This window comes from Burkholderia sp. CCA53 (assembly GCF_001685525.1).
Taxonomy (GTDB): domain Bacteria; phylum Pseudomonadota; class Gammaproteobacteria; order Burkholderiales; family Burkholderiaceae; genus Burkholderia; species Burkholderia multivorans.
This window is the reverse complement of record NZ_BDDJ01000002.1, coordinates 521248-547538: the sequence shown is the minus strand read 5'-3', so window position 1 is coordinate 547538 and position 26291 is coordinate 521248. Positions and strand designations below refer to the sequence as shown.

General features: G+C 65.1%; 25 protein-coding genes and 2 pseudogenes. 5 read left to right on the top strand and 22 right to left on the bottom strand.

The genetic code is table 11. The annotated features are described in order from the left end of the window. Positions 1 to 613 precede the first annotated feature (613 nt). The 16 genes and pseudogenes from BCR55_RS18945 to BCR55_RS18870 form a co-directional block, all read right to left on the bottom strand. Positions 614 to 2692 (bottom strand): annotated as a pseudogene (locus BCR55_RS18945) (toprim domain-containing protein); the annotation flags it as partial. After that, a pseudogene (locus tag BCR55_RS18940) lies at positions 2677 to 3462 on the bottom strand (baseplate J/gp47 family protein); the annotation flags it as partial. The pseudogenes BCR55_RS18940 and BCR55_RS18945, both read right to left, overlap by 16 nt. Continuing rightward, the gene (locus BCR55_RS18935) at positions 3459 to 3836 is read right to left on the bottom strand and encodes a GPW/gp25 family protein (protein ID WP_043206376.1); all 378 of its coding nucleotides are present in this window, start codon (positions 3834 to 3836) and stop codon (positions 3459 to 3461) included. The pseudogene BCR55_RS18940 and the gene BCR55_RS18935, both read right to left, overlap by 4 nt. Then, positions 3833 to 4465, bottom strand: a complete 633-nt coding sequence (locus BCR55_RS18930) for a phage baseplate assembly protein V (protein WP_043206377.1) — start codon at positions 4463 to 4465, stop codon at positions 3833 to 3835. The genes BCR55_RS18935 and BCR55_RS18930 overlap by 4 nt, the downstream gene beginning before the upstream one ends. A 417-nt stretch (positions 4466 to 4882) precedes the next feature. After that, entirely contained in the window at positions 4883 to 5332 is a 450-nt protein-coding gene (locus BCR55_RS18925) for a phage virion morphogenesis protein (protein ID WP_043206378.1), read from the bottom strand. Beyond that, a complete protein-coding gene (locus tag BCR55_RS18920; protein WP_043206379.1) occupies positions 5332 to 5742 on the bottom strand; it encodes a phage tail protein in 411 nt (136 codons plus the stop codon). The genes BCR55_RS18925 and BCR55_RS18920 overlap by 1 nt, the downstream gene beginning before the upstream one ends. After that, positions 5739 to 6230 carry a hypothetical protein gene (locus BCR55_RS18915; RefSeq protein ID WP_043206380.1) on the bottom strand — a complete coding sequence of 164 codons (492 nt, stop codon included), beginning with the start codon at positions 6228 to 6230 and terminating at the stop codon, positions 5739 to 5741. Before BCR55_RS18915 ends, BCR55_RS18920 begins: the two co-directional genes overlap by 4 nt. Next, on the bottom strand, positions 6227 to 7027 hold the full coding sequence (locus tag BCR55_RS18910; protein ID WP_065495431.1) for an N-acetylmuramidase domain-containing protein: 801 nt from the start codon (positions 7025 to 7027) through the stop codon (positions 6227 to 6229). The genes BCR55_RS18915 and BCR55_RS18910 overlap by 4 nt, the downstream gene beginning before the upstream one ends. Further along, positions 7020 to 7340, bottom strand: coding sequence for a phage holin family protein (locus BCR55_RS18905; protein ID WP_048805728.1), 321 nt, complete (start codon positions 7338 to 7340; stop codon positions 7020 to 7022). The genes BCR55_RS18910 and BCR55_RS18905 overlap by 8 nt, the downstream gene beginning before the upstream one ends. Further along, positions 7340 to 7714, bottom strand: a complete 375-nt coding sequence (locus BCR55_RS18900; protein WP_048805729.1) for a putative holin — start codon at positions 7712 to 7714, stop codon at positions 7340 to 7342. The genes BCR55_RS18905 and BCR55_RS18900 overlap by 1 nt, the downstream gene beginning before the upstream one ends. 2 nt (positions 7715 to 7716) lie before the next feature. Further along, complete coding sequence (locus tag BCR55_RS18895) at positions 7717 to 7929, bottom strand: tail protein X (RefSeq protein WP_048805730.1); 213 nt, start codon at positions 7927 to 7929, stop codon at positions 7717 to 7719. Next, positions 7929 to 8162 carry a hypothetical protein gene (locus BCR55_RS18890; RefSeq protein WP_223852572.1) on the bottom strand — a complete coding sequence of 78 codons (234 nt, stop codon included), beginning with the start codon at positions 8160 to 8162 and terminating at the stop codon, positions 7929 to 7931. The genes BCR55_RS18895 and BCR55_RS18890 overlap by 1 nt, the downstream gene beginning before the upstream one ends. 8 nt (positions 8163 to 8170) lie before the next feature. After that, the gene (locus BCR55_RS18885; protein WP_048805732.1) at positions 8171 to 8647 is read right to left on the bottom strand and encodes a head completion/stabilization protein; all 477 of its coding nucleotides are present in this window, start codon (positions 8645 to 8647) and stop codon (positions 8171 to 8173) included. A gap of 103 nt (positions 8648 to 8750) precedes the next feature. Continuing rightward, complete coding sequence (locus BCR55_RS18880) at positions 8751 to 9437, bottom strand: terminase endonuclease subunit (RefSeq protein ID WP_065495427.1); 687 nt, start codon at positions 9435 to 9437, stop codon at positions 8751 to 8753. Further along, complete coding sequence (locus BCR55_RS18875; protein WP_065495425.1) at positions 9434 to 10459, bottom strand: phage major capsid protein, P2 family; 1026 nt, start codon at positions 10457 to 10459, stop codon at positions 9434 to 9436. The genes BCR55_RS18880 and BCR55_RS18875 overlap by 4 nt, the downstream gene beginning before the upstream one ends. A gap of 37 nt (positions 10460 to 10496) precedes the next feature. Next, positions 10497 to 11318, bottom strand: coding sequence for a GPO family capsid scaffolding protein (locus BCR55_RS18870; RefSeq protein WP_065495423.1), 822 nt, complete (start codon positions 11316 to 11318; stop codon positions 10497 to 10499). Between the two features lie 149 nt (positions 11319 to 11467). Here BCR55_RS18870 and BCR55_RS18865 point away from each other — a divergent pair, with 149 nt between their 5' ends. Both BCR55_RS18865 and BCR55_RS18860 read left to right on the top strand, forming a co-directional pair. Then, entirely contained in the window at positions 11468 to 13234 is a 1767-nt protein-coding gene (locus tag BCR55_RS18865) for a terminase ATPase subunit family protein (RefSeq protein ID WP_065495421.1), read from the top strand. Continuing rightward, on the top strand, positions 13234 to 14286 hold the full coding sequence (locus tag BCR55_RS18860; protein WP_065495419.1) for a phage portal protein: 1053 nt from the start codon (positions 13234 to 13236) through the stop codon (positions 14284 to 14286). Before BCR55_RS18865 ends, BCR55_RS18860 begins: the two co-directional genes overlap by 1 nt. Positions 14287 to 14711: 425 nt before the next feature. Here the strand turns inward: BCR55_RS18860 and BCR55_RS18855 are convergent, their stop codons facing one another. The 5 genes from BCR55_RS18855 to BCR55_RS18835 all read right to left on the bottom strand — a co-directional run bounded on the left by BCR55_RS18855 (position 14712) and on the right by BCR55_RS18835 (position 19815). Then, positions 14712 to 15608 carry a DNA adenine methylase gene (locus BCR55_RS18855; protein ID WP_065495418.1) on the bottom strand — a complete coding sequence of 299 codons (897 nt, stop codon included), beginning with the start codon at positions 15606 to 15608 and terminating at the stop codon, positions 14712 to 14714. Between the two features lie 17 nt (positions 15609 to 15625). After that, on the bottom strand, positions 15626 to 17110 hold the full coding sequence (locus BCR55_RS32605; RefSeq protein WP_139094059.1) for a hypothetical protein: 1485 nt from the start codon (positions 17108 to 17110) through the stop codon (positions 15626 to 15628). A gap of 579 nt (positions 17111 to 17689) precedes the next feature. Then, positions 17690 to 18181 (bottom strand): DUF523 domain-containing protein, encoded by a 492-nt coding sequence (locus tag BCR55_RS18845; protein WP_006404137.1) that lies wholly within the window; start codon positions 18179 to 18181, stop codon positions 17690 to 17692. A gap of 249 nt (positions 18182 to 18430) precedes the next feature. Then, positions 18431 to 18700, bottom strand: coding sequence for a hypothetical protein (locus tag BCR55_RS18840; RefSeq protein ID WP_006404136.1), 270 nt, complete (start codon positions 18698 to 18700; stop codon positions 18431 to 18433). Positions 18701 to 19056: 356 nt separating this feature from the next. Continuing rightward, positions 19057 to 19815 carry a TIGR00730 family Rossman fold protein gene (locus BCR55_RS18835; protein WP_006399443.1) on the bottom strand — a complete coding sequence of 253 codons (759 nt, stop codon included), beginning with the start codon at positions 19813 to 19815 and terminating at the stop codon, positions 19057 to 19059. Position 19816: 1 nt separating this feature from the next. On the opposite strand from BCR55_RS18835, the gene polA reads away from it, so the two are divergent. The 3 genes from polA to BCR55_RS18820 all read left to right on the top strand — a co-directional run bounded on the left by polA (position 19817) and on the right by BCR55_RS18820 (position 25291). Beyond that, a complete protein-coding gene (polA, locus tag BCR55_RS18830) occupies positions 19817 to 22570 on the top strand; it encodes a DNA polymerase I (protein WP_065495412.1) in 2754 nt (917 codons plus the stop codon). A gap of 282 nt (positions 22571 to 22852) precedes the next feature. Next, positions 22853 to 24187, top strand: a complete 1335-nt coding sequence (locus BCR55_RS18825) for an NAD(P)/FAD-dependent oxidoreductase (RefSeq protein WP_006404131.1) — start codon at positions 22853 to 22855, stop codon at positions 24185 to 24187. 228 nt (positions 24188 to 24415) lie between these two features. Further along, complete coding sequence (locus BCR55_RS18820) at positions 24416 to 25291, top strand: dienelactone hydrolase family protein (protein WP_065495409.1); 876 nt, start codon at positions 24416 to 24418, stop codon at positions 25289 to 25291. 55 nt (positions 25292 to 25346) lie between these two features. Here the strand turns inward: BCR55_RS18820 and BCR55_RS18815 are convergent, their stop codons facing one another. Continuing rightward, positions 25347 to 26216 carry a sulfurtransferase gene (locus tag BCR55_RS18815; protein ID WP_065495406.1) on the bottom strand — a complete coding sequence of 290 codons (870 nt, stop codon included), beginning with the start codon at positions 26214 to 26216 and terminating at the stop codon, positions 25347 to 25349. Positions 26217 to 26291 lie beyond the last annotated feature (75 nt).

The following is a 26291-nucleotide window of genomic DNA, read 5'->3' as shown; positions in this document are numbered from 1 at the left end:
CTGAACTTAACGTACTGATTTTTAAAAGGTTATTAAGCCATCAGTTGCCACGAAAAACCCGTGGCGCGGTCTTCCGACTCGTGGCTCAAAAAATAGGCAACGTCCGAAACTGATGGCAAAACGGACAAGACTCGTGGCGCTCGATCCCGGCTTTTGCTCGCCTCTTCCTCGCTTTCTTTCTTCTTCTTTTTCAATGAATTAGAGAGAAGAGAGAAAGGAGCAATGGGCGCCGTCGCGAAAATTGGACTAGTGGCAAAAATGCTCCAACTAGTGGCAAATGGAGGGCGACACATGGCGGTACTCTTCTCAACAATCAAAGACTTACGAGCGGACGCCCCCGAAAACCACGCTTCGCGTGCGCTGCATGCCCGTTCCCTGCGGAAAAATCGGCCCGCGCGGCCCCGCCCCGTCTCGGCTCGCGCTGTTCCCCGGCCGTTTCGACTCGCGGGGGGTACGGGGGGAAACGGACAGCATGGCGGCCGCGTGATCGCGTGCGCCGACTGCTGCGCGCATCGGCGCACGCACCGGAAACCCGAATCCAGGGCCGCTACGCGGCCGGAAGGAATGAGGAAAGGGGTACGGCCGCGCGGCGGCCGCATCGGCTGAGAGGGCATCATGCGCGGCCCCGCTGCTCGGTCGCGTCGGTCGCCAGATCTTCACGAATCGACACGTGCAGCCCGAAGCCGGCCAGGCGCTCGAGCGAGATCGGCGTGAGGTACGGCACGCGGCGCGTGTAGATGCGGCGCTCGACCTCCTTCTCGCCGACAACGACGCCGGCGTGCTTGAGCTGCGCCTTGAACACACGGTCCGATTTCACGGGCAGGCCGTTCCACTTGTCGCGCAGCGCGCTGGTGTGTGCGATGTGATCCATCACGTGGCCCGTGCGCAGCAGCAGGCAGAACTCGCCGTCGACCATGTCGAACGTATACGGGTGCTTGTAGTTGCCGCCGTCGATTTCCGACAGCACGGTTTCCATGATCCAGACCCACGGTTCCCGATCGGCGCTCGTCTCGGCGATGTGGCCGTTCATTTCGGCGAGCAGGTCGCGCGGGAAGTCGCCTTCGCTCGGGTCCATGCCGGCGAACTCGCACAGGTAGCGCCACGCGAGCGCGACGGCCGCATAGTTGCCGGCCATGCGCTTCGCGCCATCGTCCTCACCGCTCGCGCGGCAGTTGGCCAGTGCCTTGTCGCGCAGCGTCGCGTATTGGTCGAGCACGGCGCGCTTGTCGAGGCCGGCGAGAAATTCGAGCCACTGCCGAACCGGGAAGCGCGGCAGGTCGTCCGGCAGCAGCGGGCCGCGCTTGCCGGTCAGCGTCGTACGCACGAGCTTGCCGAGCAGACTGCGCACGGGCACGTCCTCGCCGGCGAGCATCACGGGCGCGCACAACAGGTATTCGGTCATGTCGGTGCCGCGGCGCGTGACGGTGTACTGGTAGTTCTCCTGCAGCAGTCCGACGGCCTTGTCGATCACGTCCTGCCGGCGTGCGGACAGCTCTTCCCATCCGACCGGATGGCTCGTGTGGCTGATGCTCGTTAGCAGTCGGAACTCGGTCTGCAGCGACTGCCCGGAGAACATCGTGAAGGCGAGCGATCGCTCGAGTCGCTTGATGAGCGTCGACTTACCGGCGCCCTTGTTCGCCTGGATCGTGATATGCGGCCAGAAGCCGAGCAGCGCCTTCAGGTGGCCGCCGAGCGCCCATACGAGCGGGATCGTTGCGGCGTTTTGCTTGAACGTCGTCTGATACGCGGCGATGACGCGGCGCGCGTCGCCAATCGGGCCGCTCGGGAACGTCAGGTTGTGATACGGACACTGCTTGTCGGCTTCGGTGAAGTAGCAGTCCGGGCCTTCGTTGACGATCAGCCGACCGTCGCGCCACGCGAGCCCAACAAAGTTCGCCGCTTGGCGCGCGCCGAGGTCGGCGCCGCGCTCGAGGATGTTGACCATGCGCTTGAACGGTGCCGGCGCCCAGATCGGGCCGAACTTGCCCCACTGGTCGACGTTGTGCAGCTGGTCGTCGAGCATGACGCGACGGATGAGCTGCGCGCCGTGGCGCGGCGCTTGCACCGACACGGCGAAATACACGGTCGGCGCCTGGTCGGCGTCGCCCGTCATCGTCGACGTCGCGCTCGCCACGGACACGCGGCTGATGCCGGCGATGCGGAAGCCGCACAGGTCCGTCATGACGGGCGTCTCGACGCCGCTTTCCTCGTTCTTGTCCATCTTCGTGATGTAGCTGGTGAAGTCGGGCCGGACGCGGAAACGCCAGTACTGCGCGAAGTCATGCGACGGCAGGAAGATGCGTGGCCGGCCGCGACGCGTGGCGTCGCCGGCGAGGCCGGCGATGAGCCAGGGCTCCAGCTGGTCGAGCGCGCGCTGCAGATCGGCCGGGCCGCGCAGTTGCAGGTAGTCGTTGACGTCGTTGATGGGCTTCTGCTGTTTCTCGCCGTCCGCGAGGTCAGCGAGCCACCCCGCCTGGTCGACGAGCACGGCGCTGATGTTCAGCGCCGTGAGCCGCTCGTACAGCGCCCACGCAGCTTCGGGGCCGGGGCGGTGGCCGGCGCGCGGATGACCGTCGGCGAACGGCTCGTCGTTGTCCATGCAGATCACAACCTGCTTGCCGCGCAGCGGCGTGAAGTCGAGCGCGTCGACATTGCCCAAGCCGCGCAGCGCGAGCGCCGCCGCGCCGGGTACAGGCCGTCCAACGTGACCTCGGAACCGGGCCGGTGCATCGATTCGGTGAATTGCTGCGTCTTCTTCAGCGATTCGGCGAGCACGACCGCCCGATCCGGACCGTTAAAGAATCGCAGCGTCGCACGGATCGCGTACCGCACAATCTTCGCGCTTTGCACGATGACCTCGTCCGCCTGCGGCCGCTTCTTTTCCAGCCCCTTCTTTACGATGTCGATCAGCTCCTGGCTCGCCGTGCCGTCGCCTTCGCGGGACAGGATCGTGACGATCATTACGCACGGCGACGGGCTGTAGGCGGTGGCCGCTTTCACGCGCCCGTCGGCGGAACGTGCATGGAACACGTACGCATCGTCGGGGCCAGCGACGGAGAAGCCGCGCGGCGCGAGCTGGATGCGCTCGCGCAGGCTGTCGTCGTCCTCGTAGATCGGGTCGATGCCGTTATCCGGGTCGCCCGGCGAGATCAGCAGACGGTCGACGTCGAAGAGGGCGCCGATGTGCTCGAGCGTTTTGCCCTTCGCGTATGCGAGAAGCATGCCGCGTGCCTTCTCGTTAATGAGCGCGAGCAGCAGCATTTTTTCGTATGCGCCTTCCTGCAGCAGTTTGACCATCGGCTCGGATTCGAGCTCGAGCGCGGCCGCGATCTCGTCCTGCTGTTCCTTCGGGTACAGGGAAATGAGCCGGGCCTTCTTCTCGGCGAGGATGGTTTCGTAGTCGAGCTCCTCGACGATGTCCGGCGCCGGCAGCTGCGACAGATCGATCGGGGTGGTTCTCATGCCGTGCCTCGCCCGGTGGCGCGACCGCCCATCGTCGGCAGACGCATGGAGAAGGGCGTGCCGGCGCGCGGGCCGTCCGTGCGCTCGCCGTGCACCTCAAGCACGGCGCCGCCGTCGATGCCGGTGCTTGCGAAATCCACTTGATTGACCTGAATGCGTGGTTCCCAGCGGGCCAGCGCCATGACGGACGCGGCCATCACACGCATGCGCATGAGCGGATTGATGGGGCCGTCGATCAGCTCGGGAAGCAGCGACCCGTAGTCGCGGCGCATGACGCGCGTGCCCAGCGGCGTGAACAGAATGTCGGCGGCGGATTGTTCGATGTGCGCCTGATTCGCGACCGTGCGGCCGGTGCGTGCGTTCATGCCGATCATCCGTGCCCCTTCGACGTGGTGCCGCCCATCGAATCGACGTGATCGTGTTGGTCGACCGACACGCCGTTCGAACGCAGCGTGCCGCCTTCGTGCGTGATGTTGCCGCGCAGGACAGTGCCGACGTCGCCGCCTTCGCCCGCGAGGCCGGCCATGTACGACAGCAGCTTCATGACGGTGCCCGCGCCCTCGATCGTCACGTCACCGGTGAAGACGACCTTCGGCATGTCGAACGTGAGCGTGCCGCTGCCCTGGACCGTTGCGGTCTTGATGCCGGTCACAGTGAGATGGCCGGTCTGAGCGTCGTACGCGACGCGGGCGCCATCCGCATAGACGCGCACATGTTCGTTCGGGTTCGAGCTCGGCGCGTCGTGACCGTCGCAGTACACGCCGGGCAGGAATAGGCCGGTCGTCGGCTCGCCCGACGGGCAAAGCAGCAGACCGGGCTCGCCGATCGATGGCGGATCCCATTCGACGCTGGCGCCGGTTCGCTGCGCGAGCCAGCGGATCCAATCGGTTTGCAGGCCGCCGGATTCCACGCGCACGCGGCGGGCATCATGGTCGACGTCGATCACGGTGCCCTCGCGCAGCAGGCTTTCGAGGCGGCGGTTCAGGTCAGCAAAATCATCCATGCGGCAAGGATGCCGCGCGCGCGGGCGAGGGTCATGCACAGGATGTTGTGTAGGAGCCTGTGACAACCATTGACATTTGTCAGCCTAATGTTCGAGCTCTTCAGTCTGAAGTATCAGTTCGTCTGCCTCGAGCTGCAGTGCTCGCAAATTGTGGCATTCGGCCAAGTCACGAATGGCGTAAAGCCTCTCGCGCCAGTACTTTGGTTCAGCAATCCGGGTTTCTGACGCAAACTGGTCTCGTGACGCGCGAAGAATCTGAAGTGCATTTCTGATATGTAGTAAGTCTCTCTTTATCGAATCGTGCAGGCACATAGGAGTAGTCTGAAAGTATGCAATCACGGTCGCAAAGCTGACCGAATGAAACATGTTTTTTCGGCAGATCGCAACCAGGTCCGACGCCGCACGACCGAGCGAAACCTACCGCGCCAGAAAATCGAGGACGACGTCTGTGATTCGCTCGACGTCGGCGTCCGCGAGACCCAGCAGCTCGCGCGCCGGATACTGCACGATCGGCCCGTCGCGCTGCACGCGATCGCGCAGTCCCTTCTGATGCACGAGTGCGATGCGCTCGACGTCGCGCGTGAAATGCAGCACCGACGCGTCGGCGCTCGAGGTGGTCTTGAGGAAGCGGGCGGTGCGCAGCTTCGCGAACATCGCGCGCCGGATGCGGCCTTTCTTGCGCCGCGCCTGCGGCTTGCGCGGCGCATAGCGGCTGCCGTCCGGGTTGCGCGCTTCGGCGATGCGGCGCGACTGGCGCCGGCGCAGTTCCTCCGCAAGTTCTTTCGCCAAGCGCGCACGCTGCGCGCTCGTGAGCTGGCCGAGCAAGGCCGAGGCCCATTCCTCGACGCGGGACAGACGATCGGCCATCACGTCCCCGCGATCGGCGGCTCGCCGAAGTGCCGAATCTCGTAGCCGTCCGGTCGCTCGGTAACACCGACGCGCTCGGTCAGCTTCAGCAGGATCTCGACGTCGGATTTCCCGTTGTCGAGCAGCTCGGCCTGGAACTTGAACCCGTCGCGGCAGAGGTCGCGGTTCAGCAACAGCTCGGGCTGGTGGATCTTCAGCCAGGCAATGATCGGCACCATCAGGTGATCCGAGTGGCCCGCGTAGTCGGTTACGACGATGTCCAGCGTGTACGCATACTCGAACGACAGCGAGTTCGCCGCGGTGACGGCAATCGACCCGTGTTCGATGAAGATGTGCAGCCGGTCCGGATCGCGGGCGAACTCGGGCAGGGCGGCCGTGAGCGCCGCGCGCAGGCTGTTCGGTTTGTTCACGGCGCCTCCTGCTCGATGTCGCGCACGCGCGCCTGCAGCGCGATCAGCTGCTCGGTGTTTTCGTGGCAGGTAGTGTAGTTGCCGGCGACGGTTGCGGCGACGGCAGAGAGCGCAACGCCCGAGGGGGCCGCATCAGCGCTTCCGGGATCGCCCACCGGCACGTTGGCGGCTGCTGCGTCGTGCACGCGCACAAAGCCGACAGGAACAACGCAGGCACGATCCGCTTCGCGGTCCACATAAACCGGAACCTCCTTGACGATGGTGTCGCCCTTCTCGCGGACGACCTGGACACGGTCAACGTACTGCGTGACGACCTTGACGTCGCGGCGCGCCGCGTCGCGCTCGGCTGTCCGATTACGCACGTCGCGTTCCAGCGCGTCGACGCGCTGGCCGGCGCTGATCAGGCGGGCATGCTGGATAGCGATGACGGCGGCCGCGCCGGCGAGCGCGATCGCGCCGGCGACGAAGAGGCGGGTGCTGATGGTCATGCGGCCACCCGGCTGTAGCGAGCGAACGCCCGTTCGAGCTTCACGTCGTACAGGTGATCGGCGTAATCGCGGCCGTTGTACAGCTCGGCGAACTTCGCCCATTTCAGACCGCGCAACGCGGCGAGCAGCGCCTTGTCGGCGAGGATGAAGCGCACGAACGCCTCGAGGTGCTCGGCTTCGCTGACCTTCATCGCCTCGACGAACGAGAACACGTCCGGATAGCCGAGCAGGTTCCAGTGAAAGCCCATGATTTGGAACCCGCCCCAGCTCGCCGCTTCGAGTGCGCACGCGGCGGAAATTTGCGACGCGGTCGCCAGGCGCGCGTATTCCGCCGTGCCGCCGGCGTAGCCACCGGGCTTCGGGTTGACGACGCCCGGATACTTCGCCGCGAGCGCGTCGGCGTCCAGGCCTGCGGCCGCGAGCTGCCGATACATGATGTGCCGCTCGAACAGGATCACGGGACGGCCGTCCGGCAGAAAGCCGGCGCCGCGCGACTCGACTTCACTGACTGCGCGCACGGCCGCGAGATCGACCTTCAGCCGATCGGCCGCGCGCTGCAGATCCGCATCAGTCAGGTGCCGCGGATCGCGCCGGCCGGCTACCAGTGTCGCCCACGTCTTCGGGCCGGCGATGCCGTCGGCGACCAGGCCGTGCGACGCCTGAAACGCGACCACGGCACCGCGCGTCGCGCTGCCGTAGATCGCGTCGGCGTCGATGCGCGCGCCGGCGGCGACGAGCTGACGCTGCAGGTAGGCGACGTCGGCGCCGCGGTCGCCGAGGCGAAGGGTCTTATACATGGCGCCCCCGCGGTTTGAACTGCAGCACGCGCGCGATCAGCGAGTCGCGCGGATTGCCGCGGTGGAACAGTTCGACGACGTTGCCGCGTACGCCGTACACGGCCAGGCACAGGACGCCGACGAGGACGGTGTCCGCCAGATCCGCCGGCGGCAGCGCGCCGAACGCGGCGCGGATCGGCGCGGCGCCGGCGGCCACCGCCAGTGCGTAGGCCAGGCACGAAGCGAGCGGTCGGTGAGCGCTCCCGCGCCGGCGAAAGATCACCAGACGCAGCGCAAGCGCGGCGCATAGCAGCACGTAGACGGCGGTGAGCATCACTTTTCCCTCCCCTTGAACACGTTCAGCAACCGGTCGGGCGCGTCGGCCTGCGCGATCAGCCACAGCAGCAATTTCACGACGAGCGCCGAGGCGATCAGCGCGCCGATGCCGGCGTGGACGTCGATGCGCGCGGGCAGCACGGCGTCGAGGCCAGCCGCGAAGAGCTCGGCCGTCAGGCACCCGGCGACGAACGAGATCACGAAGAAGGCGACGCGCTTCGGGATCGACGGATCGGCCGATGTCATCACGAACAGCAGCGAGCCGGCGAAGGCGCCCATGACGACGTTGGCGTCGACGCCCGGAAACAGCGACAGCGTCGCGACGCCGAGCGCCGCCACCGTCGCGGACGACGTGGAAATAGGTTCAGCCATTCTCAGTCCCATAACTGGAGCCGCTCGGCGCCGGATTGCGCCGCTTGCGGTACTTCATCGGGCAGCTCGACGAGCAGCCCATGAGGCAGGATCGGGCCGTACTGCGCGAGATCCCGGTTGAGGTCGAGCACCGCTTCGACGACGCCGCGCGTGCGGCCGAGCGCGCGCCAGCACAGTGCGTCGACGGTTTCGCCCTGAAGCGCGCGCACCCACATCAGGACAGCTCCCTGCCGTTGGCGTCGTAACGCGCGACGAGCAGCGGCTTCAGTGACGCCAGACGGCGTGCGCGCGCTGCGCTGTGCAGGATCAGGGCGGCGGTCTCGCAGTCTCGGCACACGGCGATTTCTCGCCAGAACAGCCGTGCGACGCGGCGCTGAACCTGAAACGGCGCGGCGATGCGTCGGCCGTCGACGACGCGGTCCTGCGCGAGGCGACGGATTCGGAACATCGCTCGCATCAGATGAGCTCCACGGTCACACGCGGTCGGCCAACGATGTCGCTGATCGCCCAGCGTGCGTCGCGGCGCAGCTCGTCGCTCTGCGGCTCGAGCTCGTCGGCGCGGCGCGCGCCGTCGGCAGTCGTGTCGTAGTCGCGATACCGCTCGATCAGCGTCGCCTTCGCCAGGCAGTACACGGCGCGCCGGTAGTGCTGCAGCAGCACGCTCTCGCCGTCGAGCTGGTCGGCCGGCACGTCGGCGAGCCGTGTGATGCCGGCCTCGCGCCACGCCGAGCGAGCGGCGCGCAGCTCGTCGTTGACGCTGGCGATCGCCGCGAGCAGCTCGTGCCGCAGGCGCGCGTCGGTCACGGTTCCGTCGAGGCGCATCGTGTCGCGTGCGTGCTCGAGCGACACGTCCGGGTAGAACGCATCGTTCGCGATCGGCGGCGCCGGCGTTTCGGACGGCCGCGACAGCGGCGGGGTCGAGACAAAGGACATGGTCGGTTCGTCACGTTGAAAGGGTGAGGCGGTGGACGGGGCTTTCGCGCGGACAGCGCCGGCTACGGCCCCGTGCCGCCTGGTGCGCGGGGTACGCTCGGTATCAGCCATCGGGGCCGCGCTGGCCCCCGCTGGCAGAGTTCTTCAGCTCGCGCTCGAGCCGCTCGATGTCCTTCTTCACGCCGACGTTCGCGAACAGCTGCAGTGCGCGGCGCAGGTGGTCGAGTGCGCTCGCCGGATGGGACGCCGCGAGCCCGTAGCCGATTGCCTTGTGCAGCTTCGCGCGTACCTCGTCGGGCATGTCCGCCAATGCGGTGAGCTGCTCGATGTCCAGCAGCGGCTCAACCTGAATCGGCTCGCCCGCGCGATGCGCGCGCAGCGCGGCCTCGGCGAATTCCTCCACGAGCAGGCACGGCGTGCTGCGCTTGTACTGGTCGGGCAGCGGAAGGTCGTGTCGCAGCGCGTACGCGCCGATCTCCAGTGCACCGCGGAAGTCGCCGACGTCAACGCGCCAGACCATGACCGTCATCAGCACGTCGTCGGGCGCGCCGGCCGCACCGTCCAGGACGCCTGCGACCCACGCGTCGTACGCCGGCAGGAACTGCCGTTTCAGTTCGGCCTTGCGCTCGAGCGACTCGACGGCCTTCAGCGCGCGGCGGTGCTCGTCGAGCTGCGCCAGCATCAGCGTGTACGCCGAGTCGTCGCGCAGCCCGCCGACGCTCGCCGGCGTGCCGCGCGCGGCCTTGGCCGCGACGGTGCGCTGGAAGTGTTGGCGGAACGGGTTCGTCATGCGCCACCCGCCGGTGCGTCCGGCGCCGGATCGGTGTCGACGAAGCGGATGTCCTCGACCACGCAGCCCGCGCCGAATTCCTCGATCACGTACGCATCGTTCGAGCTTTCGAAGTTCTCGATGCGATCGCGCTTCGGGTTGTCGATCAGCGCGCGACGGCGCGCACCGATTTGCCAGTACAGCGACAGGTTGTCCAGGCGCGTGATCATAAGCGCGCGCGGGGGGAAGTACGGCACGCGCACGGCCGGCAGATTGCCGATGCGCTTCTGCGCCGTGATGACGTCCGCGGCGAGCGCTTCGGTCGGCGGCTGATCCTTGTTCACGACCGGGAAATACTTGTCCTGCAGCAGCTCGCGGCCACAGATCACGACGAGATTCGGATCCTCGACGTACCACGGCTCGAGCAGTTCGTTGTTCGCGAGCGTGACGACGGCGTCGAGATTCTTGAACTGCTCGCCCTTGCCAATCTTCACGCCCGAGAACACGCGTTCCTTCGCGTTGTTGCGGTATTGCTGCAGCCAGCCGATGTTCACGTCCTGCAACAGTGGGTTTGCCGCGAGATCGGTGTCGGCTGCCGCGCGCACGCCATTCCAGCCGATCATGATCCGGTCGAGCGCCGCGCGTCGAATGATCGCGTCGCGCAGACGAGCCTGGAAGTCCGGAAACTTCGCCCAGGCGTCGAGGCGCTGATACGTGATGTGCGTGTCGTAGTTCGTCTTCTCGGCGCGATAGCGTTGGCTGTCGAGCGTCGCGATGTCGCGCGTTTCGCGCTCACGCTTGCTCGTGTCGGTGCGGCTCGCGGACGGCCCCGAAACGCCGAGACCGACCTTCTCGCCTTCCATCTCGGTCACGCCGATCACGTTGATGCTGTTCAGGAAGGCGCTCGATTCCTGCGTCTTGGTTTCGAGCGTCTGCTGCACGGTCGGATCGACCGAAAATTTCACGGTCGCATCGCTGATGCCATTCAGTTCCTGAATGCGCTCGACGAAGCGGGTATAGAGCTCGCGGGTATCGTTCCGCATGGATTCTCCGTTTTACGAAAATGGGTGGTGTGGTCGATCAGCAGTCGGTTAGCACGGCGTTGTCGCCGCCCGTCGACATCGGCCGTTGCTGGCGGTCGCTGTCGGTGCGCGACAGCTTTTGCACCAGATCGGAATGGCGCGCTTCGGCGTCTTTCAGCGCGCGCTTCACATCGGCGAGCTCGCTGCTGAACTGCTCGACCTGGTCGAGCACCTGGCTCTGGCTTTCGGCGACCGCCACGACGGACTGCGACAGGTCGGAGAAGCGCTGATCGTCAGACACTTCCTTGCGATTGAGCAGGCTGCGGACCTTGGAGAACAGCGAACGCGCGGCGTCACCCGAGCGCGTCGGCGCGTCGTCCTCGAGCTCGATGTCGGCTTCAATCGCCGCGCTGAAGAGGTTGTCGGGGCGCAGCTTGCGCGTGTCGAACGCACGGTTCTTCGCGCTGAAGGCGAGCATCTCCGTGCCGAGGCTCGCGGGGTTGTCGGTGACGGCGAGGCCGACGAGGTACGCCTCGCCGGTGCCGGCGAAATCCGGATCGACTTCCATCGACGTGTAGACCTTCTGGCGCTGCTCGGTCGTCATCGCGATCAGGTCTTTCGTCGGCGAGAGCTGCGCGAACAACCGCATCTTTCCGTCCTGCTCTTCGGCTTTCAGCGCGATCACGTCGCCGTACGCGCGGAATGCGCCATCGGGATAGAGCCCGCGGATGTGTTCCATGTTGATGCGCGCGCCGTATACCGCCGGGTCGTACGAGCGCGCCATCTGTTCGAGCATCGCGCGATCGATCGTGCGCCCGTCCGTTGTCGCGCCTTCGGTCGCGATCCGGAAAAACTTCGTCTTCTTCGTGTCCTGTGCCATGTGCGAAACCTCTGAGAGGGCGGGGTGCTGTGTTCAGGGATTCCAGTGTCGGCAGTTCGAAGCGGTGTCGCAATGAACGTTGGTTGTGTGCACAACCGGCACAACCGAAGGCAGTAGGGCTCGCGCGCGCGCGTCGGTAGCCTTGCTGCATGACTGCACTTCCCATCGATTCATCCGACGTTGATCCACGCCGACGCGCACGTGACCTGTACTGGCAGGGCTATCGAATTGCGCGGATTGCCGAAATGCTCGGCGAGAAGCCGGCCACGCTCTACAGCTGGAAGCGGCGCGATCGATGGGACGAAACCGAGCCGGTCGATCGGGTCGCGCTGTCGATGGAGGCGCAGTTGATTCGGCTTGTCGTGAAGGAGAAAAAGGAGGGGCGCGACTTCAAGGAGATCGACCTGCTGACGCGTCAGCTCGACCGGTTGCGCGCACGGCCGGCGAACGATGCGAGGGTGAGCGACTCCGGGAGTGCGGCCGGCTCGCGCCGTTCGCGCCGCGCGGACGAGCGCAACGCGTTCAGCGATGAGCAGATCGAGAAGCTCAACGACGCGTTCCTCGAATCGATCTTCGACTATCAGCGCAACTGGTATCGCGCCGGCTTCAAGGAACGGATCCGCAACATCCTGAAGAGCCGGCAGATCGGCGCGACGTGGTACTTCGCGCGCGAGGCGTTGCTCGACGCGCTGAACACGGGCCGCAATCAAATCTTCCTGTCGGCCAGCAAGGCACAGGCGCACGTGTTCCGCCAGTACATCGTGCAGTTCGCGAAAGACGCGGTCGACGTCGAGCTGAAGGGCGACCCGATCGTGCTGCCGAACGGTGCGACGCTGTACTTCCTCGGCACCAACGCGCGCACTGCGCAGAGCTACCACGGCAACCTGTATTTCGACGAGTACTTCTGGGTGCCGCGCTTCCAGGAGCTGCGCAAGGTCGCCTCGGGCATGGCGATTCACGACCAGTGGCGGCAGACGTATTTCTCGACGCCGTCGAGCCTCGCGCACGACGCCTACCCGTTCTGGTCGGGCAAGCTGTTCAACCGTGGCCGGCCGAAAGATCAGCACGTATCGATCGACATTTCGCACGCGGCGCTGGCCGCCGGACGTTCGTGTCAGGACGGCCAGTGGCGTCAGATCGTCACGGTCGAGGACGCCGTGCGCGGCGGTTGCAACAGCGGGGCGCGGCCGCTCTTCAATCTCGACCGGCTACGACTGGAATACAGCCCCGAGGAATACGCGAACCTGCTGCTGTGCCAGTTCATCGACGATTCGCTGTCGGTTTTCCCGTTGACGGTGTTGCAGCCGTGCATGGTCGATACCTGGGAGGTGTGGGACGACTTCAAGCCACTGTACCTGCGCCCGTTCGGCGACGAGGAGGTCTGGATCGGCTACGACCCGTCGCATACGGGCGACAACGCAGGCTGCGTGGTGATTGCGCCGCCGAAGCGTCCGGGCGGGAAGTTCCGCGTGCTCGAGCGGTTCCAGTGGCACGGTCTGGACTTCGAGGCGCAGGCCGCGCAGATCGAAGCGCTGACGCGGCGCTATCGCGTGACCTATATCGGCATCGATACGACCGGTATCGGGCAGGGCGTGTATCAGCTCGTCACGAAGTTTTTCCCGGCCGCGACGCCGTTTCACTACTCGGTGGAGATCAAGACCGCGCTGGTGATGAAGGCGCAGAACGTGATTCGCAAGGGCCGGCTCGAGTTCGACGCCGGCTGGAACGATCTCGCCGCGTCATTCATGGCGATCAAGAAAACCATCACGCCCAGCGGCCTGCAAGTCACGTACAAGGCGAGCCGCTCGGAAGAAGCGAGCCACGGCGATCTCGCCTGGGCGTGCATGCACGCGCTGGCGAACGAGCCGCTCGAAGGGGCGACTGCCACCAATACCGGATTCATGGAGATTTTCTGATGTCACGCAAGTATCGACGCGGCGCCGGGCGCCGCGCACACGATCGCACCGAGCCGGCGGCCGACACGCAGCCGGCGCCGGCCACGCGCGCGGAAGTGTTCTCGTTCGGCGACCCGATCGCCGTGCTGGATCGGCGCGAGCTGCTCGATTACGTCGAGTGCATGCGCATGGGGAGCTGGTACGAGCCGCCGCTACCGCTCGACGGGCTCGCGCGCTCGTTCCGGGCCGCGCCGCATCACAGCTCGGCCATCTACGTGAAGCGCAACATCCTCGTGCAGTCGTACATCGAGCACCCGCTGCTGTCGCGCGCCGACTTCAGCCGGTTCGTGCTGGAGTACCTGGTCTTCGCGAACAGCTACCTTGAGCTGCGCACGAATCGGCTCGGCCAGCCGATGGCTCTGAAATGCTCGCTCGCGAAATACACGCGGGTCGGGATCGAGCCGAGCCAGTACTGGTTCGTGACGAACGTGCGCGAGCCGCACGCGTTTCCCGCGGGCGCGGTCTATCACCTGTACGAGCCGGATCTGAACCAGGAGATTTACGGGCTGCCCGAATACCTGTCGGCACTGAATTCGACGTGGCTAAACGAGAGCGCGACACTGTTCCGACGGCGGTACTACAAGAACGGCAGCCATGCGGGATTCATCCTGTACATGACCGACGCGGCTGAGAAGCAGGAGGACGTCGACAATCTGCGCGAGGCATTGCGCAACGCGAAGGGGCCGGGCAACTTCCGGAACCTGTTCATGTACGCGCCCAAGGGCAAGAAGGACGGCATCCAGTTGTTGCCCATCGGCGAGGTCGCGGCGAAGGACGAATTCTGGAACATCAAGAAGGTGACGGTCGAGGATCAGCTCGCGGCGCACCGCGTGCCGCCGCAGCTGATGGGGATCATCCCGTCGAACGCGGGCGGGTTCGGCGACGTGCACAAGGCCGCCGAGGTGTTCAACGAGCTCGAGATCGAGCCGCTGAAGGCGCGGCTGCGGGAGGTGAACGACTGGCTCGGGATCGAGGTGGTGCGCTTCAGGGATTTCGAGCCGACGAAGGGCTGACGCCCAACCGCGCAACCGGCAGACGACAAGCCGCCGGGCACTTCGGTGCCGGCGGCTTTTTTGCGTCTGGCGCCATGCGCCGCCGCGGCGGAATAGGCCGCCTCAGAGCCGCTGGCGCGCCGGCGGGCGGCTCGGAGTCGGCCGAGCCCGCGGCGAGCCCGTGGTGGCCCTTGGGCCGCGCCGCAGAGGCGTTCTCGGGTCCGGACCCCGCCCGGAGGATGCTGCCTGCGGCCCGGCGCGCGCAGTTGTGACCCCGCCCCACCTGCCCGCGAAAACGAACGGTTTTTATGCACCCATGCGCCCGGTGCTCGGGGCCGTTTGGAGCGGGCCGCGCGGCGATCGACGGGCCCATTCTTCTATGCACTTTTATGCGTTTTGGTTATGCAATCCACAATTCGCGGACGACGCCCGCTTTGAGCTCATACTCAGAGTTGCGCCACATCAAATGCTTCCCATGGTTGGTGGTAGCGTGACGTCCGGTTACTCATATCGGGCGGGACAATTCCGTCCGAGAAATAAACAAGTTCGGTCCCGCGACGCGCGTTGCCGTACGCGCTGTAGTGCAAGTTTATTTCTGCTTGAGTGTGGCCTTCATAGCACTCGCGAATTAGGGGATGAGCGTCGTAAGACACCATCCAAGGCCGTCGAAGCTTGCGTGTTACCCATTGAGCCAGAAAGCGATGGTCATCCTCACTATAGTGGTTCATGTACAGTCCCGGTCCCTTCTCTACGTAGGGCGGATCGAGATAGACGAGCGACTTTTGGGGAAGGTCAGGCTGGAGGTCCTGTAAAAAATTTACCGCTTCCTTGTTGTAAATGCGAATTCGGGACCGGAACTTCCCGATTGTCTGAACCCTCGATATGAGGTCGTCACGGTTGTATCGTGCGTCGAGTTTCCATTTTCCTGACTGGCTCTTCCCACCGATGACGCCTGCGTCGAGGATCCCGGATCGGTTTGTGCGATTCAGGAAGAAGGTAGCGAATCCTAGGTCGAGCAGATTCGATTTTTTGCGATTCAACCAAATTGACCGCTGCTCGTGCCACGTGTCAATCGTGCACGGCGTCTCGGCAATTCGAGCAGACAACGCATCCGTCCGCTTGACCGCGCTGTACCAGAAGGCATACACGGCCCGATCAAAATCGTTCAGGTGAACTGTGCTCACCACGTAGCTCATCAAGAGCTCAAGCGCGAGACCGGCACCGCCGCAGAAGGGTTCAACGTAGTGTGCGTCGTACAGATGATTCTGCGCAATCAAGCGCTCGAGGTAGGGGCGCAAGCGCGCTTTACCGCCTGGATAGCGAAGGGGAGTGCAATTTGCCATGGAGCTAGTGACAGCGCTTATTGGTTCGATGTCATTTTTTGGGATCGTTCAAGCTCGGCAGCATAGATGCGTTTCCACAAGAGGTCCATGCCGCCACGAAGATTGTTCCAAGTCGAACGGAGGTGGTCCGGGCTGAGGTCGGTGACCTTGCTGTGAGCTGCGTTGCAAAGATCCTCATACTCATCACGGAATTGACGGAAATTCGACGTGATGTCGATCTTGTCGCCCGGATCGGTGACGTGCTTGTGGCTCAAGAGATGCGTTGCAGCTGCGTCGAGATTCGCGGCACGATTGCTCTTCTGCTGGTTTAAGACCGTCGTCACATAAATCTCCGCCGTGATCTCCTGCAGGCTGCGCAACAGAAGGGCGCATGCGAACGGCGCATCCTGTACTGATACCCCCTGCTTGAGTTCTGTCACGATCTGACGACATTTCTGATTTGTCACGGTCGTCAGTTCGGTCTTGCTTATCAGGAACTTCGAGGCACGCTTTTTGCGGACAATTGGGAGAGCGCTGATCGTCGTCGTTGGCGTGGTCGTAGCAGGGGGCAGGGCCGACGGCGCAGCGCCGGGCTTTGGTTGCCAGCTCGTAGTCGAGGAAGTGGTTGCGCCGGCGCCTGGTGGAGACTTGATCGGCGGCGATGTGGCTGCGCCGGGTTGCGACGTCGGCGCAGTAGGTGGAAAGTGGTTGTTTACGAAGGCGTCTACTTCCGCAAAGTAACCGGACATTGTCTTTGCTTCAGCGAACTCGCCGCGCGAATGAACTCGGCCGAGAGCGACGTCGTTTGCGACTTTGCCCAAAGCCTTCATTGCGCGGGACGCATTATCGCCGGGGGAGAACGAATTCCTCCCGATACTGCAGCCGTAGCGGCGCTGGAACTCCTCGGTGCTTACGACGCGATCGAAGCTCGTGATATTGAAGTCGCTGCGATCCAGTTCGTTCAATACATCAAGTCCGAGCTCACCTGCATCACGAAGAGCACTCAGGCATTGCCAAATTCCGGTGTGATCGAAGCGTGCAATCTGAAGTGCCGACCACGCGCTTCTACCGGCGCCAGAATTCTCGCCGGTGTGACGCAATCGAATGAACCTGTTGGCTTGCTCACGCGTATCGAACACAACCACGTCTACGCTGCTGGGCCAGTTGTTTGGGTGGTCAACCTGGAGTCGCTTAAATCGATTTCGTAACGACTGATTCAGTCCAATGTCCTCGCGCTCAATCAGTCCCGGTTGCGACAACAGGCGAAGTGCAGCAAGGCGGCGGTTACCGTCTAGCACGATGAAGCGGTTCTTCTCTTGAGACGGAAGGACGAACAGACGGTCGCCAGGATCCAGCATGCCAACGTCGCAAATGTCTCGAGCCAGTTCGTAGACCTTTTCCCCGTCGCGCTCGACCGCCAGGAGGCTCCGCAGAGCGGCGGTCTGATTTCCTTCCGGCTTGGTCCGTGGGTTATGGGTGTCCAGATCAAGCTGTGTAACGCTCACAGTTTCTTTTTTTGCCATTGCGCGCTTCCCCGTTCATGTTCTTGTCGACTCTCGCGACGTGGCCCGTCGTGTGCGTCGTATTGTAATGGGAAGCTAGCTGGATGCCAGTGCAGCTAAATTGCGGCTTAGGTGGCTAGATTGGCCTTGGATGACTTGTGCAGCGTTGGTCTTGCAGTTTGTGAGTTGCGTAAGGCTTTGATTTACAAGGATGTGCTGCGTGCGGGTAAAGCTCCGAAGGCAGTGTTTGATCGCCTGAAGAGTCGTCTAACTTGCTCTCGGATTGCTTCGGAAATCCCCGTGCAATTGCGAGCGGTATTCCCGTAATAAGTTAGAGGAAGTAACGTAACGCTTTGATTTAATGTGATTTTGCGTCTTCAAGCTGCGGAGTTTTGCGGAAGTGGCGTTTCAGTGACGCTGCCGTTCGAATCGGCGAGCGCCGTGTGCGGTCGTTTCCAGTGCCATCGCCGCGACGACCGCGCGGGCGCGTGCTCGTGCGCGCGCGGCGCCGTCATCGGCGCGCCGGCCCGCGTTCAACGATGACGGGCAGGCAGCGCGCATGATGCTTCGATTCGGGCCCGCCAGCACGCCTCTTCGACCTTAGCCGTCGCGCTCGATCAACGCCGCGAGTTCCGCCAGCCGCGACGGCGGGAACACCTGAATGCGGTGCCGTTCGAGCAGCGCGGTAGTGACGCCGGCGCCTGCATGCCGGGTTCCCGAGAAGGTGCCGTCGTAGATGAAGCTGCTGCCGCATGACGGACTGCCGTCCGCGAGCAGTGCATAGCGGCACCCGTGCGCGGCTGCCTGACGGAGCGCGTGGTGCGCGCCGTCGATGAACATCGCGGTCACGTCCGTGCCCGCGTCGTCGCAGATCGACGCCGCGCCGGCCAGTACGTCGCCGCCGCTGCGATGCAGGCGGATCTCGGCGGGCCGGCGCGGCGTGCCGAAGCCGGCGGCGACCTCGGGGCATACGACGACGAGGCGGCCCTCGTCGCGCCACGTTTGCAGCAGCGCATCCGCGACCGTCTTCGCCGAACCGTCGTAACGCACGGGCAGCCCCGCAAGGCAGGCGCTGACGAGAATCCTGTTCATGAGTGGATGAGGGGAGAGTGGCCGTTTGCGCGGCCGATACTACCACTCGCGTTTCGAAGGGCGCGTGCGAGGGCGGCAGGCCCGCTCATGCGCATCGACGCGTAGCCGGCGAACCCGTCGGCAAGCGCGTATGTCGTTCGACGCAGCGGGCGCTACGCTCGTGTGGCGAAACGCGCCGCCATCAACGACAAGGCCGCCCGGCGCCGAAGCGCGTGGGCGGCCTTGTCTGCCCAGGTCGTGCCGAGTCGTTCAGCACTCACCCTTCTTCGCATGTCCCGGCGGGCAGTGATAGCGGCCCGGGCCATGACGGTGCTGATGCTCTTCCCATTCACGGCGTTCCCAGTAGCGATGGCCGTCCCAGTAGCGGTCGCCGTGCCAGCCGACGACGACGACGGGCGCAGGTGCCACGACGACCGGCGCGGGCGTGCCGATGTTGACGTCGACGTTGACGGCGTGGGCGAGACCGGACAGCGAAAGGCCGAGGCCGGCGAAGGCAAGAGCGATCAGTGAGCGTTTCATGGCGTGTTCCGTAATGTTGTTCTGAAGGGTCGGCGCGGCGCAGTGGAGTCGATCACGCGTTGCGAATCGGCCCCAAGGGGGGATCGCCGACGCCGACATACGCAGTGTGCAGAGACGCGACGCAAAACGCGAGCGGCGTTTGTTACCGTGGATTGTGCGCGGTATGCAGGCCCGCGCACGGCATGCGCGGCCCGATTTGACAATGGCGCTCGACGGATGCGCCGCATTGCGCGGAGGGCTCCAGCGCGCGCGGCGCGGATTTGACATTCGCGCGCGCCACGCGGCGGCACGCGATTAACGAAGCGTTACAAAACGGCGCGCGGCGCACCGGCGCACCGGCGCGACGGCCGCTGCAATCACAGATAGAACATCCGATCTTCTTCGGGGCGCGGCGGATGATCGTCGCCGCCTTCACCTTCCTCTTCGCCGCTGTCCTCGTAAAACGCGAGCACCGCATCGAGCACCTGGTCGGGATCGTCGATCACCTGCATCAGATCCATGTCTTCGGGATTGATGAGGCCCATCGGAATGAGCTGATCGCGGAACCACTGCAGCAGCCCTTTCCAGAATTCGCTGCCGACGAGGATGATCGGCACGAGGCGCGACTTCTTCGTCTGGATCAGCGTGAGCACTTCGGACAGTTCGTCGAGCGTGCCGAAGCCGCCCGGCATCACGATCACCGCGTCGGAGTTCTTCACGAACGTGACCTTGCGCGTGAAGAAGTGACGGAAGCGCAGCGAGATGTCCTGATAGTGGTTGCCGGCCTGCTCGTGCGGCAGCTCGATGTTCAGGCCGACCGACGGCGCTTTGCCTGCATGCGCGCCCTTGTTCGCGGCTTCCATGATGCCGGGGCCGCCGCCGGAGATGACGGCGAAGCCGGCGTCGGACAGCTTGCGCGCGATCTGCACGGCGAGCTTGTAGTGCGGCGTGTCGGGCTTCAGACGGGCAGAACCGTAGATGCTGACGGCCGGGCGGATCTCCGACAGGTACTCGGTCGCCTCGATAAACTCTGCCATAATCGTGAACATCTGCCACGATGCGCGCGCCTTCTTGGCCGTCGCGCGTTCTTGATCTGCGAGCGAACGCAGACTCGGAATCACTTTTCTCTTGTTCATAATGCCTGAAGAACGAAATCTGGAAGGTAAGACCCTGCTATTGGTTGACGGTTCGAGCTATCTGTATCGGGCTTACCATGCGATGCCTGATTTGCGTGGCCCTGGCGGGGAGCCGACCGGAGCGCTCTACGGAATCATCAACATGCTGCGCCGTATGCGCAAGGAAGTCAGTGCAGAGTATAGCGCTTGCGTGTTCGATGCAAAGGGCAAGACGTTTCGCGACGACCTTTATGCCGACTATAAGGCAAACCGCCCGTCGATGCCGCCCGATCTCGCGCTGCAGGTCGAACCGATTCACGGCGCCGTGCGCGCGCTCGGCTGGCCGCTGCTGATGGTCGAAGGCGTCGAGGCCGACGACGTGATCGGCACGCTCGCGCGCGAAGCGGAGCGACGCGGGATGAACGTGATCGTGTCGACGGGCGACAAGGATCTCGCGCAGCTCGTCAGCGATCGCGTCACGCTCGTCAACACGATGACGAACGAGACGCTCGATCGCGACGGCGTGCTCGCGAAGTTCGGCGTGCCGCCCGAGCGCATCGTCGATTACCTCGCGCTGATCGGCGATACGGTCGACAACGTGCCGGGCGTCGAGAAGTGCGGCCCGAAAACAGCCGTGAAATGGCTCACGCAGTACGGCAGCCTCGACGGCGTGATCGAGCATGCGGGCGAGATCAAGGGCGTCGTCGGCGACAACCTGCGCCGCGCGCTCGACTTCCTGCCGCTCGGCCGCAAGCTCGTCACGGTCGAAACGGCATGCGATCTCGCGCCGCATCTCGAGTCGATCGATGCGTCGCTCAAGAGCGACGGCGAAGCGCGCGATCTGCTGCGCGACATCTTCGCGCGCTACGGTTTCAAGACTTGGCTGCGCGAAGTTGACAGCGCGCCCGCGGAAGGCGGCGGCGCCGATGCGCCGGACGGCGAGCCGGCACCGGTGATCGCCGTCGACACGCCGCGCGAATACGAGACGATCCAGACCTGGGAACAATTCGATGCGTGGTTCGCGAAGCTCGAAGCGGCCGAGCTGACCGCGTTCGACACCGAGACGACGGCGCTCGACCCGATGGTCGCGCGGCTCGTCGGCCTGTCGTTCGCGGTCGAGCCCGGCAAGGCCGCGTATCTGCCGGTCGCGCATCGCGGCCCCGACATGCCCGAGCAGTTGCCGCTCGACGACGTGCTCGCACGCCTGAAGCCGTGGCTCGAATCGCCCGATCGCAAGAAGGTCGGCCAGCATCTGAAGTACGACGCGCAGGTGCTCGCCAACTACGGGATCGAACTGAACGGCATCGAGCACGACACGCTGCTCGAATCGTACGTGCTCGAATCGCATCGCACGCACGACATGGACAGCCTCGCGCTGCGTCATCTGGGCGTCAAGACGATCAAGTATGAAGATGTCGCGGGCAAGGGCGCGAAGCAGATCGGCTTCGACGAAGTCGCGCTTGCACAGGCGGCCGAATACGCGGCCGAGGATGCCGACATCACGCTGCAGCTGCATCGCGCGCTGTATCCGCAGATCGCGCGCGAACCGGGCCTCGAGCGCGTGTATCGCGAGATCGAGATGCCGGTGTCGCTCGTGCTGCGCAAGATGGAGCGCAACGGCGTACTGATCGACGATGCGCGGCTGCAGGCGCAGAGCAACGAGATCGCGATGCGCCTCGTCGATCTCGAGGCACAGGCCTACGCGCTCGCGGGCGGCGAATTCAATCTCGGTTCGCCGAAGCAGATCGGGCAGATCTTCTTCGAGAAACTGCAATTGCCGGTCGTGAAAAAAACGCCGAGCGGCGCGCCGTCCACCGACGAAGAAGTGCTGCAGAAGCTCGCCGAGGACTATCCGCTGCCGAAGCTGCTGCTCGAGCACCGCGGGCTGTCGAAGCTGAAGTCCACCTACACCGACAAGCTGCCGCGCATGGTGAATCCGTCGACCGGCCGCGTGCATACGAACTACGCGCAGGCGGTCGCGGTCACGGGCCGCCTCGCATCGAACGATCCCAATCTTCAGAACATTCCGGTGCGGACGGCCGAAGGCCGGCGCATTCGGGAGGCCTTCATCGCGGCGCCGGGGCACCGGATCGTGTCGGCCGACTATTCGCAGATCGAGCTGCGGATCATGGCGCACATCTCGGGCGACGCCTCGCTGCTGCGTGCGTTCTCGCAGGGCGAGGACATTCACCGCGCGACGGCGGCCGAAGTGTTCGGCGTGACGCCGCTGGAAGTCAACGCCGACCAGCGCCGGATCGCGAAGGTGATCAACTTCGGCCTGATCTACGGGATGAGCGCATTCGGTCTCGCGTCGAATCTTGGCATCACGCGCGATGCGGCGAAGCTCTATATCGACCGCTATTTCGCGCGCTATCCGGGCGTCGCGCAGTACATGGAAGACACGCGCGCGAGCGCAAAGGAACGCGGCTACGTCGAAACGGTATTCGGCCGCCGCCTGTGGCTGCCGGAAATCAACGGCGGCAACGGCCCGCGCCGTCAGGCGGCCGAGCGGGCGGCGATCAATGCCCCGATGCAGGGCACCGCGGCGGACCTGATCAAGCTGTCGATGATCGCCGTGGACGGCTGGCTGACGCGCGACAAGCTCGCATCGCGGATGATCATGCAGGTGCACGACGAACTGGTGCTCGAGGTGCCCGACGACGAGCTGTCGCTGGTGCGCGAGAAGCTGCCTGAAATGATGTGCGGCGTCGCGAAGCTGAAGGTGCCGCTGGTCGCCGAAGTCGGCGCCGGTGCGAACTGGGAGGAGGCGCACTGACGATTCCCGGTGCGCGATCCCTGCCTTCTGCGGCATATTGTTGCAGGGATGTCGAATATCGAGCTGGTTTGCTTGTCGTCAACGCGCAAGCTCCCGGACAATGCATGTCGTTCATGTCATTGACGCGGGGCTGCGCGTCCCGCGTTCCCGGAACGCGCGTCGCCGAGGTGCTTCGAACTGCACATCGATGATGTCCGAACCGGTTAATCGACGCGACGGTGCACGGATGAAGCCCGCATCGTCCGGCGGCAACAGGTTTCGAATCGCAAAGGGGGGAATCAGATGCATCGGATCATCATCGTAGGCGGCGGCGCGGGCGGCCTGGAACTGGCGACGCGGCTCGGCGACCGCTACGGCGCCCGCGGCAATCGTCCCGCGCGCGCACTCGTCACACTCGTCGACCGCAATCCGACCCACATCTGGAAACCGCTGCTGCACGAAGTCGCGGCCGGCAGCATGGACCCGTTCACGCAGGAACTCGAATACGCGGCACAGGCGCGCTGGCATGGCTTCGAGTTTCAGCAGGGCGAGCTCGCCGGGCTGAATCGTGCCGCGAAGCGCATCACGCTGTCGCCCGTCAACGACAGCGACGGCGCCGAGCTGCTGCCCGCCCGCGAACTCGAATACGACACGCTCGTGATTGCGATCGGCAGCACGACGCACTTCTTCGGCGTGCAGGGCGCCCCGGAAAATGCGATCGCACTCGATACCGTCGGCGAGGCCGAACGCTTCCGCAAGCGGCTGATCGCCGCGTGCATGCGTGCCGAGCATCAGGCGCCGGCGGCGGTTGCACCCGGCGAGCCGGCCGAGCCGCGTATCCAGGTCGTCATCGTCGGCGGCGGCGCGACGGGCGTCGAGCTGTCCGCCGAACTGCGCAACACCGCGCAGGTGCTGTCGGTGTACGGGCTGCACAAGCTCGATCCGCGCCACGACGTCGGCATCGTGCTGATCGAATCGGGGCCGCGCATTCTGCCGGCGCTGCCGGAGCGCGTGTCGTCCGCGACCGCCGGGCTGCTCGAGAAGCTCGGCGTGCGGCTGATGCTCGGCGAGCGCGTGACCGAAGTCGCGCCCGGCGCCGTGCATACGGCGAGCGGCAAGGCCGTGCGCGCCGATCTCACGGTCTGGGCGGCCGGCATCAAGGCGCCGGCCGTACTCGCGCATCTCGATGGGCTGCAAGTCAACAAGCTCGGTCAGCTCGACGTGCGCCGCACGCTGCAGACGGTTACCGACGACAACGTCTTTGCCCTCGGCGATTGCGCGGCATGCGCGTGGCCCGGCAGCGAACGCAACGTGCCGCCGCGCGCGCAGGCCGCGCACCAGCAGGCGAGCTTTCTGCTGAAAGCGATCGCGTGCCGGCTCGACGGGCGGCCGCTTCCCGAGTTCACGTATCGCGACTTCGGGTCGCTCGTCTCGCTCGGTCACTTCAGCGCCGTCGGCAACCTGATGGGCGGCCTGATCGGCGGCAACATGCTGATCGAAGGGCTGTTCGCGCGCTTCATGTACATGTCGCTGTACCGGCTGCATATCGCGGCGCTGCACGGCTATCCGCGGATGATCCTCGATACGGTCGCGCACTGGCTGCGTCGCACGACGCTGCCGCGCGTGAAGCTGCACTGAACGCGTTCGGCGCGCGCGGCACGGCGGTCGACGCAGCGGCGGCCGCCGTCTGTCATCGAGTCTTACATATCGGACAGTTGACGCGACAACGGATTATTGGGCATCTTGTGCGGGTTTTCGTTTGCGGCGGCGTGCCACCCGTCGCAATCTTCGCACCGGGCGACGGTGCGATGCCGTGTCGCGTCGAATCCGTGGCGTGACGGCGGCGCCCAATCGAGGAGTGCATTCATGTTGAAACCCGAAGTCGACAGCCTGGTTCCCCACGTTCCGTTCTCGCGCCGCAAGTTCATGCAGGCGGCGCTGGGCGGCACTTTCGCGGCGGCCGTGCTGCCGGTGTCCGCGCAGACGATCACGACCGACAGCGCCGGCCTCGACGTCGACACCGTCGAGATCCGCTCCGGCGACGCAAGCGTGCCGGCGTATCGTGCGCAGCCGATCGACAAGACGAACCTGCCGGTCGTCATCGTGATCCACGAGATCTTCGGCGTGCATGCGCACATCGCCGACGTCTGCCGCCGCTTCGCGAAGCTCGGCTATCTCGCGATCGCGCCCGACCTGTTCGCGCGGCAGGGCAACGCGTCGAAGTATTCGACGATCAAGGACCTGTACGACAACATCATCAACAAGGTTCCCGACCGACAGGTCACCGAGGATCTCGATGCGACGGTCGCATGGGCGGGCAAGAACGGCGGCGACCTGACGCGCGTGGGCGTGACGGGGTTCTGCTGGGGCGGCCGTCAGGCGTGGCTCTACGCGGAGCACAATCCGCACGTGCGGGCGGCCGTCGCGTGGTACGGCTTCGTCGAAGGCAAGACCGACGAGATGACGCCGTTCAATCCGGTCGATCATGCGTCGCTGCTGAAGGTGCCCGTGCTCGGGCTGTACGGCGAGAAGGATACGAACATCACGCAGGCGTCGCTCGCGGACATGCGCAAGGCGATCCAGACGAGCGACTCGAAGCTCGCGCGCGAGTCGGAAATCGTCGTCTATCCGGATGCCGGCCACGCGTTTTTTGCCGACTACCGGCCGAGCTACGTGAAGGCCGATGCCGAGGACGGATGGAAGCGCGCGATCGCGTGGTTCCACAAGTACGGCGTGATGTAAACGACGAAGCGGCGGCCGAGGCCGCCGCCTGGCTATCGCGCCGTACGCGCGTGCGTCACGGTGTCGCGCCGGTCGCGATCGGCCGCGACGGATCGGCGCTCCATTCGCTCCACGAGCCCGGATACAGCGACGCGCCATGCAGGCCGGCCACTTCCATCGCGAGCGCGTTGTGGCAGGCGGTCACGCCGGAGCCGCACTGCAGGATCACGCGGTTCGGCTCGGTGCCGGCGAGCAGCGCGGTGAACGTCTCGCGCAGCTCGTGGCCGGTCTTGAAGCGGCCGTCGGCCGTCAGGTTGTCCTTGAAGAACCGGTTGCGCGCGCCCGGGATATGGCCGCCGACGCGATCGATCGTTTCGTTTTCTCCGCGATACCGGTCGGGCGCGCGTGCGTCGATCACGACGCGCGTCGGCGTACTCAGGTTCGCGAGTACCGTCGCCGCATCGACGGTCGATTCGAGCGGCGCCGCCGCGCGGAAATCGCCGGGAGCCGGCTTGGGGACGTCCGTCGTCAGCGGCTGGCCGGCCGCCTGCCAGGCCTGCAGCCCGCCGTCGAGCACGGCGACCGAATCGTGCCCGAGCCAGCGCAGCAGCCACCAGAGCCGCGCGGCATAGGCGCCGCCTTGCGCGTCGTACGCGACGACCTGCTGCCCCTGTTTCAGCCCGCGGCTCGCGAGCAGCGTGGCCAGCGCGTCGCGCGTCGGCAGCGGATGGCGGCCGTTCGTGCCGGTCTTGCGGCCGGACAGGTCGCGGTCGAGATGCAGGTATTGCGCGCCGGCGATATGGCCGGCGGCGTACGCGGCTTCGCTCGCATCGGGATCGACGAGATCGAAGCGGCAGTCGAACAGCGCGACGCTGCCGGGCGCGGCAGCGAGCCGTTCGGCAAGATTGGCCGCGGAAATCAGTGTGGTGTAGTGAGTGTGAGGCATGACGGCTCCCTGGCGTGCAAACGGCCCGATATGCCAAGTCTAAACAAAAAAAGACGGGCCGAAGCCCGTCTTTTC